The sequence below is a fragment of the Sphingobium phenoxybenzoativorans genome (genome assembly GCF_001757355.1).
GTDB lineage: Bacteria > Pseudomonadota > Alphaproteobacteria > Sphingomonadales > Sphingomonadaceae > Sphingobium > Sphingobium phenoxybenzoativorans.
The window spans coordinates 1-11,659 of the sequence record NZ_MINO01000093.1 but is presented as its reverse complement, the minus strand read 5'-3'; the positions used below and the strand labels follow the sequence as shown (position 1 = coordinate 11,659).

The 11,659-nt window shown below is 64.9% G+C and carries 13 protein-coding genes and 1 pseudogene; 5 read left to right on the top strand and 9 right to left on the bottom strand.

The features are described from left to right. Positions 1–62 precede the first annotated feature (62 nt). Together BHQ40_RS22240 and relB are read right to left on the bottom strand one after the other, a co-directional pair. Complete coding sequence (locus tag BHQ40_RS22240; RefSeq protein ID WP_070157979.1) at positions 63–338, bottom strand: type II toxin-antitoxin system RelE/ParE family toxin; 276 nt, start codon at positions 336–338, stop codon at positions 63–65. Next, entirely contained in the window at positions 313–507 is a 195-nt protein-coding gene (relB, locus tag BHQ40_RS25390) for a type II toxin-antitoxin system RelB family antitoxin (protein WP_083277107.1), read from the bottom strand. The genes BHQ40_RS22240 and relB overlap by 26 nt, the downstream gene beginning before the upstream one ends. Before the next feature lie 99 nt (positions 508–606). Between relB and BHQ40_RS22235 the strand changes: the two genes are divergently transcribed. Together BHQ40_RS22235 and BHQ40_RS22230 are read left to right on the top strand one after the other, a co-directional pair. Continuing rightward, a complete protein-coding gene (locus BHQ40_RS22235) occupies positions 607–2,685 on the top strand; it encodes an alpha/beta hydrolase family protein (RefSeq protein WP_070157978.1) in 2,079 nt (692 codons plus the stop codon). 65 nt (positions 2,686–2,750) lie between these two features. After that, complete coding sequence (locus tag BHQ40_RS22230; RefSeq protein WP_070157977.1) at positions 2,751–3,383, top strand: glutathione S-transferase family protein; 633 nt, start codon at positions 2,751–2,753, stop codon at positions 3,381–3,383. 393 nt (positions 3,384–3,776) lie between these two features. On the opposite strand, the gene BHQ40_RS22225 is transcribed toward BHQ40_RS22230, so the two are convergent. Next, positions 3,777–5,099 carry a PQQ-dependent sugar dehydrogenase gene (locus BHQ40_RS22225; RefSeq protein ID WP_070157976.1) on the bottom strand — a complete coding sequence of 441 codons (1,323 nt, stop codon included), beginning with the start codon at positions 5,097–5,099 and terminating at the stop codon, positions 3,777–3,779. A 37-nt stretch (positions 5,100–5,136) separates the two neighbouring features. Further along, complete coding sequence (locus tag BHQ40_RS26350; protein WP_171905924.1) at positions 5,137–5,313, bottom strand: hypothetical protein; 177 nt, start codon at positions 5,311–5,313, stop codon at positions 5,137–5,139. A gap of 216 nt (positions 5,314–5,529) precedes the next feature. Between BHQ40_RS26350 and BHQ40_RS22220 the strand changes: the two genes are divergently transcribed. Beyond that, positions 5,530–5,739 (top strand): hypothetical protein, encoded by a 210-nt coding sequence (locus tag BHQ40_RS22220; protein WP_070157975.1) that lies wholly within the window; start codon positions 5,530–5,532, stop codon positions 5,737–5,739. A gap of 139 nt (positions 5,740–5,878) precedes the next feature. On the opposite strand, the gene argC is transcribed toward BHQ40_RS22220, so the two are convergent. The 4 genes from argC to BHQ40_RS22200 all read right to left on the bottom strand — a co-directional run bounded on the left by argC (position 5,879) and on the right by BHQ40_RS22200 (position 9,569). Beyond that, positions 5,879–6,832 (bottom strand): N-acetyl-gamma-glutamyl-phosphate reductase, encoded by a 954-nt coding sequence (gene argC, locus BHQ40_RS22215; RefSeq protein WP_070157974.1) that lies wholly within the window; start codon positions 6,830–6,832, stop codon positions 5,879–5,881. After that, positions 6,829–7,740 carry a C40 family peptidase gene (locus BHQ40_RS22210; protein ID WP_070157973.1) on the bottom strand — a complete coding sequence of 304 codons (912 nt, stop codon included), beginning with the start codon at positions 7,738–7,740 and terminating at the stop codon, positions 6,829–6,831. The genes argC and BHQ40_RS22210 overlap by 4 nt, the downstream gene beginning before the upstream one ends. After that, positions 7,706–8,107 (bottom strand): MarR family winged helix-turn-helix transcriptional regulator, encoded by a 402-nt coding sequence (locus BHQ40_RS22205; RefSeq protein ID WP_070157972.1) that lies wholly within the window; start codon positions 8,105–8,107, stop codon positions 7,706–7,708. The genes BHQ40_RS22210 and BHQ40_RS22205 overlap by 35 nt, the downstream gene beginning before the upstream one ends. A gap of 64 nt (positions 8,108–8,171) precedes the next feature. Beyond that, positions 8,172–9,569 (bottom strand): leucyl aminopeptidase family protein, encoded by a 1,398-nt coding sequence (locus tag BHQ40_RS22200; RefSeq protein WP_070157971.1) that lies wholly within the window; start codon positions 9,567–9,569, stop codon positions 8,172–8,174. A gap of 150 nt (positions 9,570–9,719) precedes the next feature. Here BHQ40_RS22200 and BHQ40_RS22195 point away from each other — a divergent pair, with 150 nt between their 5' ends. Together BHQ40_RS22195 and BHQ40_RS22190 are read left to right on the top strand one after the other, a co-directional pair. Further along, positions 9,720–9,917, top strand: coding sequence for a hypothetical protein (locus BHQ40_RS22195; protein WP_070157970.1), 198 nt, complete (start codon positions 9,720–9,722; stop codon positions 9,915–9,917). Continuing rightward, positions 9,914–10,765 (top strand): PdaC/SigV domain-containing protein, encoded by an 852-nt coding sequence (locus BHQ40_RS22190; RefSeq protein ID WP_070157969.1) that lies wholly within the window; start codon positions 9,914–9,916, stop codon positions 10,763–10,765. Before BHQ40_RS22195 ends, BHQ40_RS22190 begins: the two co-directional genes overlap by 4 nt. A 640-nt stretch (positions 10,766–11,405) precedes the next feature. Here the strand turns inward: BHQ40_RS22190 and BHQ40_RS22185 are convergent. After that, positions 11,406–11,659 (bottom strand): annotated as a pseudogene (locus tag BHQ40_RS22185) (hypothetical protein); the annotation flags it as partial.

Sequence of the window (11,659 nt, the reverse complement as noted above, 5' to 3'; positions counted from 1 at the left end):
CGGCGACGGGCAAAATGATTTTCAACCTCATCCTCAATTCGCTATCCGTCGATTGCCATTCTTCAAGGATATTCTCGTCGCGCGTGAATGACGCGCACAATTTCCACCATATTGGCGCTGACCCGATATATGAGGATGTAGTTGGGATGTACGATTGCTTCGCGCGTACCCTCGGCGCGTCCGGCGCGATATAGCAGGGGATGCCGGGGTAGTTGCTCGGCGCATGCCATGATCGCTGCCTTCAACTGGTCTGCCGCAGCTACATTATGCCTGGCGATGTATGCGAATATGGTTTCGACGTCATCGACTGCGCTAGCGCGCCAGACGAGAGTCAGCATCGCGTTGCGCATCTATGATTTTATCAATTCGCTTCATGACTTCATCGTGGGGAACAGATGGGCGTGTGTCGGCCAGCGATTCCACTACCTTGGCGCGAACCCAATGGTCATGGGATTCCGCCTGCTCGGCGGTGTCGAACTCGGACACGATGGGCGACAGCTTGGTCATGACAGGAAAAATACAGCAAATCTGGGAACGCTGCAAACCCTTGCGTCTCTCCCCAAAAAGATCATGCTGCCGCCTCCCCCAATAAGAGAGAGGCCCCTGATGCTCCGCTTTAGCCAGCCCCTGATTACGCGGCCCCTGATCGCCCTGTTGCTGCTCGGCAGCGCGACAGTCGCCTTTGCAGAGGACCCCAAGCCCGCGCCCGATGGCCCGGTGCGGGCCTTCACCGGCCGCGACCTTTTCTCGCTGGAGGCGGCGAGCGATCCGCAGATCAGCCCGGACGGCAGGGCCATCGCCTATGTCCGCATGTCCAATGACATCATGACCGACAAGGCGCGGCCGACCATCTGGCTGGTGGATGTGGCGAGCGGCGGCCAGTCGCCGCTGGTCGCCGGGCCGGGGTCGCACAAGTCCCCGCGCTGGTCGCCGGACGGCAAGCGCCTTGCCTATGTTTCCGCGACCGACGGCGCGCCGCAGCTTCATGTGCTGTGGATGGCGGACGGGACGAGCGCGAAGATCACTGGCCTGCCCGACAGCCCCGGCGCAATCGCCTGGTCGCCGGACGGGCGCAGCATCGCCTACACCATGACCGTGCCGGACACGGACACCAAGCTGGGCAGCGCGCCGGACAAGCCGGAAGGCGCGAAATGGGCCGAGCCGCTGACCGTCATCGACAAGGTGACGTATCGCGCGGACGGTGCGGGCTATCTGAAACCGGGTTTCGACCATGTCTTTGTCGTCGCGGCGGACGGCGGCGCGCCCCGCCAGCTCACCTTCGGCAAGTTTAACGACAATGGCCCGCTGAGCTGGTCTGCCGACAGCCGCACGATCCTGTTCAGCGCCAACCGCAACGCGGACTGGGAACTGCATCCGCTGAACAGCGAGATATTCTCGGTCGATGTGGCGAGCGGCGGCATCAGGGCGCTGACCAGCCGCAACGGTCCGGACGAGGGCGCGCAAATGTCGCCGGACGGCACGAAGATCGCCTATCTCGGCTTCGACGACAAGGAGCGCAGCTATGAAAATGCGGTGCTCTATGTGATGAACGCCAATGGCGGTTCTCCGCGCGCCCTGACCGCCTCCCTGGATCGCAGCATCGATGCCGTCAAATGGGCGGGCAATGGCGCGCTGATCGTCTCCTATGACGATCATGGCGTGAAGCGGGTCGCGCGCGTCGGCCTGGATGGGAAGATGACGACGCTCGCCACCGGCCTTGCGGGCGACGCATTCGACCGCCCCTATACCGATGGCGAGTTCAGCGTGTCGAAGGGCGGGACGGTCGCCTATACCGGCGGCGACGCGCTCAATCCGGCGGACGTCTATGTCGCGGGCGGCAAGGACGGGCGGCGGCTGACCCGGCTCAACGCCGGGCTGCTGGAGGGCAAGGCGATGGCGCAGGTGCGCAAGCTGCCCGTCACCGCGCCGGACGGCCGCGCCATCGACGCCTGGCTGGTGACGCCGCCGGGACTGGCGCAGGGGGCGAAAGCGCCGCTGATCCTGGAAATCCACGGCGGGCCGTTCGCGGCCTATGGCCCCAGCTTCTCGACCGATTATCAGCTTTATGCGGCGGCGGGCTATGCCGTGCTCTACACCAACCCGCGCGGCAGCACCTCCTATGGCGCGGAGTTCGCCAACCTGATCGACAAGAAATATCCGGCCGACGATTATGGCGACCTGATGGCCTCGGTCGATGCGGCGATCGCGGCGGGCGTTGCCGACCCGGACAATCTGTTCGTCACCGGCGGGTCGGGCGGCGGCGTGCTGACCGCCTGGATCGTCGGCAAGACGCAGCGGTTCAAGGCGGCGGCGACGCAGAAGCCGGTGATCGACTGGTCCAGCTTCGTCCTCACCTCCGACGGGTCGAATTTCTACACGCCCTACTGGTTCGCGAAAAAGCCGTGGGAGGATCATGAGGGCTATTGGGCGCGCTCACCGCTCAGCCTGGTCGGCAATGTGAAAACGCCGACGCTGGTGGTCGTGGGGTCGGAGGATTACCGCACCCCGGTCAGCGAGTCCGAGCAATATTATACCGCGCTGAAATTGCAGGGGATACCGACCGCCCTGGTCAAGGTGCCCGGCGCAAGCCATGGCGGCATCGCGGCGCGGCCCAGCCAGTCGGCGGCGAAGGCGTCGGCGATCCTGGCCTGGTTCGAGAAATATCGGAGCGCGCCAACGCCCTGAGGCGAATAGCCGGATCAAAATGTTCATGATATGTTCGAAGGCGATTCGCAGGCAGGAGGTACGCCATGACCGATCCGATCATCTTCTACACCAACCCCATGTCGCGTGGGCAGATCGCACGCTGGATGCTGGAGGAGGTGGGCGCGCCCTATAAGCAGACGATCCTCGCCTATGATACGTCGATGAAGGATGAGGATTATCTGGCGATCAACCCGATGGGGAAGGTTCCGGCCATCGTGCATGAGGGCAATGTGGTGACGGAATGCGCGGCGATCTGCGCCTATCTGGCGGATGTGTTTCCGGCGGCGAGATTGGGGCCGTGGCCTTCGGAAAAGGCGGATTATTATCGCTGGCTGTTCTTTGCGGCCGGGCCGGTGGAGGCGGCCGTCACCAACCGGGCGGCGGGTTTCCGCGCGGACAGCGGCAAGTCGCGCATGATGGGCTATGGCACATTTGAAGATACGATGGGCGCGCTGGAGAAGGCGCTGAGCGGCCGTCCTTTCATCTGCGGCGGGCGGTTCACGGCCGCCGATGTCTATGTCGGCGCGCAGGTGGACTGGGGGCTGACGTTCGGCACCATCCCCTCACGCCCGGCCTTTCAGGAATATGCCATCCGGGTGCGCGCACGCCCGGCCTACAAGAAGCAGAAAGAGATCGACAACGCCCTGATCGCGGAGATGCGGGCGGCGGGAAGATAGAGCATCATACGGTACATCGGAACCGTTCGCCCTGCTGACACGAGGCGCGTGACTCGTGTCAGTGTCGAAGGGCTGTCCTTCTTCCTAACGCTGCAAAGAAGGGCAGGGCTTCGACAGGCTCAGCCCGAACGGTGGTGAGATGCTTCTGATTCAATATAGGGCGGTTTGAACTTCACCCCCTTTGGGCGAAGGCGTGCTCCTGCGTTCGCAGGGGCACGCTGCGTCTTTGGCCAATCAGGAGAATTGCCGGAAATAGGACCGTTCATTCGTCATTCCGGCGAAAGCCGGAACCCAACGCGCCTTCGGCACGGCCGCGATATTGGGAGAGATGGATCCCGGCTTTCGCCGGGATGACGAGAAGTGGAGCGCCGGCGATTTGCTGTATTTTCGCCCTTATTTCCGCACCCGCCAGATCACGCCGCCGACATCGTCGCTGACCAGCAGCGCGCCGGTCTTGTCCGCGGTCACGTCGACCGGGCGGCCATGCGCCTTGCCCTCCGGCGTCAGGAAGCCGGTGAGGATGTCGACCGGCTTGCCCCCGGCGCGGTCGCCCGCGTCGAACTTCACGAACACCACCTTGTATCCCGCGACCGGCTTGCGGTTCCAGCTTCCGTGCAGGCCGACAAACACGCCATTGTCATAGGGCGCGCCGAAATTGATCTTGTCGGTGAAGGTCAGGCCGAGCGGGGCGACATGGTTGCCCAGCGCATAGTCCGGCCGGTGGGTATATTCGCGCAGTTCCGGCCGCTCCGGCTGCACCCGCTTATCCTCATATCCGCCCCAATAATTCCACGGCCATCCGTAAAAGCCGCCAAATTCCACGCGGGTCAGATAGTCGGGCACAAGGTCGGAGCCAATCATGTCGCGCTCATTGACCACGGTCCACAGGTCGCCGGTTTTGGGGTTGAACGCCATGCCGACCGGATTGCGCAGGCCCGCGGCATAGATGCGATAATCGCCCTTCGCCGTGTCGACCTCCAATATGTTGGCGCGGTTATCCTCGGTATCCAGGCCGTTCTCGCCGATATTGCTGTTCGACCCGACGGCGACATAGAGCAGCTTCCCGTCCGGGCTGGCGACCAAGTTGCGGCTCCAGTGCATGTTCGGTTCCTGCGCGGGCAGGTTCATGACCTTCCGCCCGGCGTCGCTGATCTTGGTGTCGCCCTCCTTATAAGGGAAGGACATCAGCGAGTCGGTATTGGCGACGTAGAGGCGGTCCCCCACCAGCGCCATGCCATAGGGCGAGTTGAGACCGGTGAGGAAAGTCGTCCTGACCTCCGCCTTGCCGTCGCCGTCCGCGTCGCGCAGCAGGATGATGCGGTTGGGGGAGGGAACGCCCGCGCCCGCCTTGTCCAGCAGATAGTTCATGATGCGGTCCTGGATGCCGCTGGCCGGGCGCGTCGGACTGTTGGTTTCCGCCACCAATATGTCGCCATTGGGCAGGCGGTACATCGACCGGGGATGGGTCAGCCCTTCCGCGAAGCGATCGACGGTCAGGCCCTTGGCCGCCACCGGCTTCTCGCCCGCCTTCCACCCCTGCACCTCGGCGATCTTGACCGTGGGGATGATCTGCGTCCGGGCGGTGGTGAACACAGGTTCGCGCCCGGTGCTCTGGTCGTCGGTCAGCCGGGCGGTGTCGCCGCGCGCCAGGTAAAGGATCACCGCGCCCGCGACGAGCAGCAGGACGAGCGGGAACAGGATCAGATGTTTCTTCATGGCCTATGACTTATGCCCCCGGGCCGTCGCCCGCAAGTCAGCGTCCGCGTTCGCGCAGCCACAGGATCAGCGCGATCAGCACGCCCGCGCCAAGGCCGCCGAGCAGGCCGATGGTCGGCTGGCCCAGAAAGCCGCCGCCAATGGTTCCGGCCAGAACCAGAAAGGCGATGATCGCGCCTGCGCCCGTCGGCGGCTTGGGTTTTTGCGTCGTCATGCCTGCCCCTTGCCACGCTTCGCGGCGCGTCGCCAGTGGGACAATCACTGACCCAGAACGGGACGCTTTCCGACCCATACCGGTACGGCTGTCCCGTATTGGCATATCCCTAACCGGCCGTTGACCACCGCGACGGGCCTGCGCGCATCATCCGCCATTTCTGGCACGGCCATTGAGAGTGTGCATGCGGGCAAAAGAATATGTCGGGGTTTCGCAATGCAATTACCATTTCTGTCGGACCGCAAAAGCTATGACGATGCGGCGGACCTGATCACGCGCTTCGGCGACGATGCGGGCTATGAAGCGGCGGCGCTGGCGGACAAGAGCCGCGACCTCGGCAACCACATCCGCTTCTGCCACTGGCGGCAGATCGAACGGATGATCATCGTGCTGTCGATCAAACAGGCAATCGGTACGATTCACTAAGTATTTTGAGCATAGGCAACCGAGTTGGGAAGTAACTTTTCCGTTCGGGCTGAGCCTGTCGAAGCCCTGCACTTTCTTCAAGTGAAGGACAGTCCTTCGACAAGCTCAGGACGAACGGTTTGGGCGGCGCCCTCAATATCTAAAGCCGCAACCCCGCCGTCTGCGGCAAACCCGCCAATATATTGAGGTTCTGCACCGCCGCGCCGGCCGCGCCCTTGCCCAGATTGTCGAGGGCGGCGATCAGGCGGACTTGGCCCGCCTTCTCATTGCCGAACACGAACAGTTCCAGCCGGTCGCTTGCGCCCGCCTGCTCGATGTCGATCGCGGGCATGGACAGCCCGTCGACCAGCGGATGCACCGACACCACGTCCGATCCCGCATAAGCCGCCGTCAGCGCATCGTGCAGCGCCACGACCGAGGGCCGTTCCCGCATCGCCCGCAACTGCAGCGGCACCTCGACCAGCATGCCGCGATAGACCTTCGCCACCGCTGGCGAGAAAAGCGGCGGGTGGTTGGTGCCGCCATGCACCTGCATTTCCGGCACATGCTTGTGCGCCAGCGACAGGGCATAGGCACGGTAGGCGGTGTCCGTGGCGTCGGGCGCATCGCCCTGTTCGAACATGGCGATCATTGCCTTGCCGCCGCCCGAATAGCCGGACACGGCGTTGACCGTCAGGGGCCAGTCAAGCGGGATCAGCCCGGCGCGCACCAGCGGCCGCACCAGCGCCAGATAGCCGGTCGGGTAGCAGCCCGGATTGGCGACGAAGCGGGTGGCGGCCAGCTTCTCGCCCTGGTCCGGCTCCAGTTCGGGAAAGCCGTAAGTCCATCCGGCGGCGATTCGATGCGCGGTGGATGCGTCGATCACCTTCGTGCGGTCGTTGCCGATCAGCGACACCGCCTCGCGCGCGGCGTCGTCCGGCAGGCAGAGGATGACGACATCGGCATCGTTCAGCGCGCCCTTGCGCGCGGCGGCGTCCTTGCGCTCCGCGTCGGACAGGGTGATGAGCGAGAGTTCCGGCCGTCCGGCCAGCCGCTCCCGGATTTCCAGGCCGGTGGTCCCGGCCCCTCCGTCGATAAAAACAGTCGTGGTCACTTGGCGATCCTTCTGCGCGCCAGCACAGGCTGCGCATATGTGGGTGTAAGACGGGCGACGACGTCGGCCAGCGGCTCGATCACCGTCTCCATCCAATGGGCGTTGGCGTGGAGCAGATTTTCCCCATCCGCCATGATCCCGACATGGCCGGGGAAAAAGACCAGATCCCCTCGTCGGAGCGCGTCGTCGTCGGCCAGCGGCTTGCCAATGCCCTCGCGCTGCAGGTCGGTGTCGCGCGGGACGGCGATGCCGCAGCGGGACAGGGCGATCTGCACCAGGCCCGAACAGTCGAGGCCGTCATGACCCCGCCCGCCCCAGACATAGGGCTGGCCAAGGAAGCGCTGCGCCACCGCGACCCAGTCGCTTTCCAGTTCGCCCAGCGGCGCGGCGTGGCGCGCATGCACATGCCCCTCTGCGCAGGCGACGAAGCCGTCCGCCTCCGCGCCGGAAAAGGTCGCGCCCAGCGGCCAGAAATCGATGATGCGCGATTTGATGTCCGGCTTTTCGAACAGCGGCGCGGACAGGGCCGTCACCTGATGCGTCGGCGTTTCCCGCACATCCAGCGCCTCGCGCCGGATATAGCCGACATAGCCGTCATGCCCGCAAAAGCCCCAGGCCCAGTGCGTCGTCATGTCCAGCGCGTGGAACGTCTCGCCCCGCAACAATTGGGTGACGGCCGCCGCGCCGGTCTGTCCCGACTCCAGCACCATCGCGCCGGGCAGCACGCAGGTCATCTCGACCGCGCGGGCGTAATGGGCGGAGAATAATATGCCGGCGAGGGAGAGGTCGGCCAGGTCGCCGCGCACCGCATGCACGCGCTTGTCCAGAACGACGGACCGGCCGTTCAGGCGGAAGCTGTGCCTCTCTGGCGGGTCAATGTCCGCCGTTTGTGTGTCGGTGCCCTTCATCGCGGCTGGTTCCTGCGATGAAATCGTTGAAACCGTCAAGAAATTCCGCGCCTTTCGGTGTTCGGGCGACGAATATGTTGCGGCGATCCGCAGCGTCGCGTTCGCGGCGCAGATAACCGAGGGCGGACAGCTTGTTAAGAGCGCGCGTGATCACGGGCTTCGATACGTTCAGCGCTTCGGCCAGGCCGCGCACCGTATGCGGCCCCGGTTCGACATAAACGGTCATCATCAGGGCCATTTGCCGGTTGGTCAGATCAGGCTCGCCCGATCGCACATAATCGACCAGCGTATGCATCCAGTGGTTGAGCGCGCGGAGGGCACGATGCTCCACCGGCACCCGCTCGTCGGAAGTGGCATGAACATTCATAAGGCCCCTAACGCACGATAGCCGAAGCGGTTGCGTAACGGTTGGGCGAAACAGCGATTTTACGTCAGGCTGTGCGGCCGTAGCGCTGCTGGAGCATGGCGAAGGCGGCGCGCAGCCCCAGCGCCTCGCCGCCCTTCGGCCGTCCGGGCTTGGCCGCGGGCCGCCAGGCGAAGGTGTCGAAATGCGCCCAGGCGATGCTGGCGGGCACGAATTTCTGCAGGAAAAGCGCCGCCGTGATCGACCCGGCGAACCCGCCTTCGCCCGCATTGTTGATGTCGGCGATGTCGGATTTCAGCATGTCGGCATAGGGGGACCAGAGCGGCAGCCGCCACAGCGGATCGTCCACCTGTCCTCCCGCCCGCTCCAGATCGGCGGCCAGCGCATCGTCATTGGCGAACAAAGCGGGCAAGTCCGGGCCAAGCGCCACCCGCGCCGCGCCGGTCAGCGTGGCGAAGTCCAGGATCATTTCCGGCCCGTCCTCGACCGCCTTGGCCAGCGCATCGCCCAGGATCAGGCGGCCCTCCGCATCGGTATTGCCGATCTCGACCGACAGCCCCTTGCGGCTGCGCAATATGTCGCCGGGGCGGAAGGCGTTGCCCGCGATCGCATTCTCCACGGCGGGGATCAGCAGGTGCAGGCGCACCGGCAGGCGGCTTTCCATCACCAGCATCGCCAGCGCCAGGGCATGGGCCGCGCCGCCCATATCCTTCTTCATCAGGCGCATGCCCGATGACGGCTTGATGTCCAGCCCGCCGCTGTCGAACGACACGCCCTTGCCGACGATCGCGACCTTCGGATGGCTGGGGTCGCCCCAGCGAAATTCGATCAGGCGGGGGGAAAAGGCGCGGTCGGCGGCCCGGCCGACGGCGTGGATCATCGGAAACTGCGTCTGCAACTCCTCGCCGCGCACCACCGTCAGCACCGCGCCGAACGCCTCGGCAATCTCCACCGCCGCGGCCTCCAGATCGGCCGGACCCATGTCGGCGGCCGGCGTGTTCACCAGGTCGCGGACCAGCGCAACCGCCTCCGCCTGCCCAACGGTCGGCGCGATCCGGGCGATGTCGCGGGTCAGCAAGATGCGCGGACCGGGCGCCGCGTCGTCCTTGCGATATGTCTCGAACCTGTATTGCGCGGTCAGCCAGCCCAGCATTGCCGCCCCGCCCGGCGCGTCATGCAGGCGGTATGTGCCCTCCGGCAGCGTCTCCGCCAGCTTCGCCAGGCACCAGGTGGACAGCTTCTCCGTATCGGCGACGCCGCCGACCGCCGACCATTCCGCCGCCTTGTCTCCGGGGAGGATCGCCACTTCATTGGGCTTCCCGTTGAACTTCTGTCCCGCAATCGCGGTGCGCACCCGTTCCGGCTGTTTGCGGAGCCAGGCCGGAAACCCCTCGCTGTCGACAAGCTGGATGGCATGGGCCGCCTGATCATGGTCGGCTTTGAGGAGTTCGGCGTAATCAGTCATTGCCAGCGGTGTAGGGGAAATATGGAAGGATTGTGAAGCGCAATTTCACCCGATCTGCGGACCGTTATGCCGCTCTGATCGTTTGCGTTATGCGGCCAAAAGCCTAGATTGACGATCATCACCAACCTTGGAGAGGAAGGAGAGAAGGCCATGAACCTGACAGATAACAAGGGCGATCGCGCCGTACGCGACCGGGCGTATCAGCTCGCCGAAAGCGGCAGCTTCGCCAATGTCCACGCCGTCGAGCAGGCGCTGATCGGCGAAGGCTGGCCCAATGTCGGCGCGGCGCTTTCCAGCGACTATGCCCGCAAGGCGATCCAGGACCGGCTGCCGGACCAGGCGCATTGATCGGCGCGCCGGAACGGGTGCGCCGCCGCCTGGCGCTGGTTTGCGTCCTGCTGGCAGCGGCCTGTTCCGGACCGTCCGGACCGGCCGGAAACGATGCCGGGAATGACAGCGTGAACGCGGCGGATGCGATTGGATCAAACGCCGCCGCGACCAACGCCGCCGCTCCGGCTGCGCCCGCCAAGCCGTTCAAGCTGGAGGATAAGTCGGAAGCGCTGGAATTTTCCTACGCTTATCCCGCACAGGCGGCGGCGATTCCCGCTGTCGCCGAAAAACTGACCGGGCAGATGGACAAGGCGAAGGCGGACGCGCTGAAAGCGGCGGCCGAGGATCAGAAGTCCGCCAAGGAAGCGGACTATCCCTTCCGCCAGCATAGCCTGCAGACGACATGGACGGTGCATGCCGACACGCCCCGTTTTCTGGGACTGGTCGGCGAAACCTATGTCTATACCGGCGGCGCGCACGGGATGACGGCATGGTCGGGACTGCTGTGGGATAAGCAGGCGGCGAAGGATATTCCCGTCACGGCGCTGATGACCTCGCCGGCGGCGTTCGCCGCCTCTATGTCCGGCCGTTTCTGCGACGCGCTGGACGACGCCCGCGCCGAAAAGCGGGGCGAAAAGGTGAAGCGTGGGGCGGACGATTTCAGCATCTGCGTCGATCCGATGCAGCAGGTGCTGACGCCCGAAGCGGGCAAGGGCGGCGGCATCGACCGCATCCGCGTGATCATCGGCCCCTATGAGGCCGGACCCTATGCCGAGGGCAGCTATGAAATAGATGTGCCGGTCGACGCGGCGATGATCAAGGCGATCAAGCCGGAATATCGCGCGGCGTTTGTCGCGGGGCGTTAGGCGGCGGCTGGAGCGGCCAATAGTGGACTAAAATCCTCCCCTATGAGGGGAGAGGGACCAGCGAAGCTGGTGGAGGGGTATCACTCTCTCGATAGGGCGACACCCCTCCGTCATTCCTGCGGAATGCCACCTTCCCTCAAAGGGGAGGATCGAGAAACTAACAATCCGCCCCTCATCCAATCCGTCATCGCGCACTTGATGCGCGATCCATTGGCTCCCGGTACGCATGACTGCGCGGACGCTCGCGCCCATGGATCCCGGATCAAGTCCGGGATGACGACAGCCATTCGGGATGGCGGCCGTGTGTTGCGGCGATAATATTCGCCAGCCACCCCTTACCGTCATACCAGCCTGCATTGGGATGACGGGGAAACAGACAGTTCGCCACCCACCCAATCCGTCATCCCCGCGAACGCGGGGACCCAACGCGCCTTGGGCAGTGAAGGACATGGTGGGAGGTGGGTTCCCGCCTGCGCGGGAATGACGCGGTGGGGGAGCGGAGCGTGACGTTTGGCCCTTCCATCCCTTTTTCGTCATCCCGGACGTGATCCGGGATCCCGCTGTTTCTTCATGTTCGGCAAGGGCGCGGGAGCAGGCCCAGATATGGCCTGAGGCGCGAGGGGGCTTGGCCTGCGTCCCCCTAACCCCCCACCAGCCGCACGAAAGCGCTCGACACCCAGCCGCTTTCGCAGGGGCCGTCATAGGCGCGCTTGACCTCCACCGGGTGGGAGACGCCACAATCGGCGGCTTCGGGGGCTTTGGCCACCCCTTCCGTCCCATCGGCCGTCCCATTGTCCGCCCCAGGCCCAGACGCCGGTTCGGGCGGGGAGGGTTGCACCACCACGCCCAGCCAGCGCTGGTCGATACTGCGGGTGCAGACATGGACGCGGCGGC

Bases quoted from the DNA above. Each gene is read 5' to 3' on its own strand.
- BHQ40_RS22200 (WP_070157971.1), bottom strand. From the start codon at position 9,569: ATGACTGATTACGCCGAACTCCTCAAAGCCGACCATGATCAGGCGGCC.
- BHQ40_RS22235 (WP_070157978.1), top strand. From the start codon at position 607: ATGCTCCGCTTTAGCCAGCCCCTGATTACGCGGCCCCTGATCGCCCTG.
- BHQ40_RS22220 (WP_070157975.1), top strand. From the start codon at position 5,530: ATGCAATTACCATTTCTGTCGGACCGCAAAAGCTATGACGATGCGGCG.
- BHQ40_RS22225 (WP_070157976.1), bottom strand. From the start codon at position 5,099: ATGAAGAAACATCTGATCCTGTTCCCGCTCGTCCTGCTGCTCGTCGCG.
- BHQ40_RS22195 (WP_070157970.1), top strand. From the start codon at position 9,720: ATGAACCTGACAGATAACAAGGGCGATCGCGCCGTACGCGACCGGGCG.
- BHQ40_RS26350 (WP_171905924.1), bottom strand. From the start codon at position 5,313: ATGACGACGCAAAAACCCAAGCCGCCGACGGGCGCAGGCGCGATCATC.
- BHQ40_RS22240 (WP_070157979.1), bottom strand. From the start codon at position 338: ATGCTGACTCTCGTCTGGCGCGCTAGCGCAGTCGATGACGTCGAAACC.
- BHQ40_RS22230 (WP_070157977.1), top strand. From the start codon at position 2,751: ATGACCGATCCGATCATCTTCTACACCAACCCCATGTCGCGTGGGCAG.
- BHQ40_RS22210 (WP_070157973.1), bottom strand. From the start codon at position 7,740: ATGAAGGGCACCGACACACAAACGGCGGACATTGACCCGCCAGAGAGG.
- relB (WP_083277107.1), bottom strand. From the start codon at position 507: ATGACCAAGCTGTCGCCCATCGTGTCCGAGTTCGACACCGCCGAGCAG.
- BHQ40_RS22205 (WP_070157972.1), bottom strand. From the start codon at position 8,107: ATGAATGTTCATGCCACTTCCGACGAGCGGGTGCCGGTGGAGCATCGT.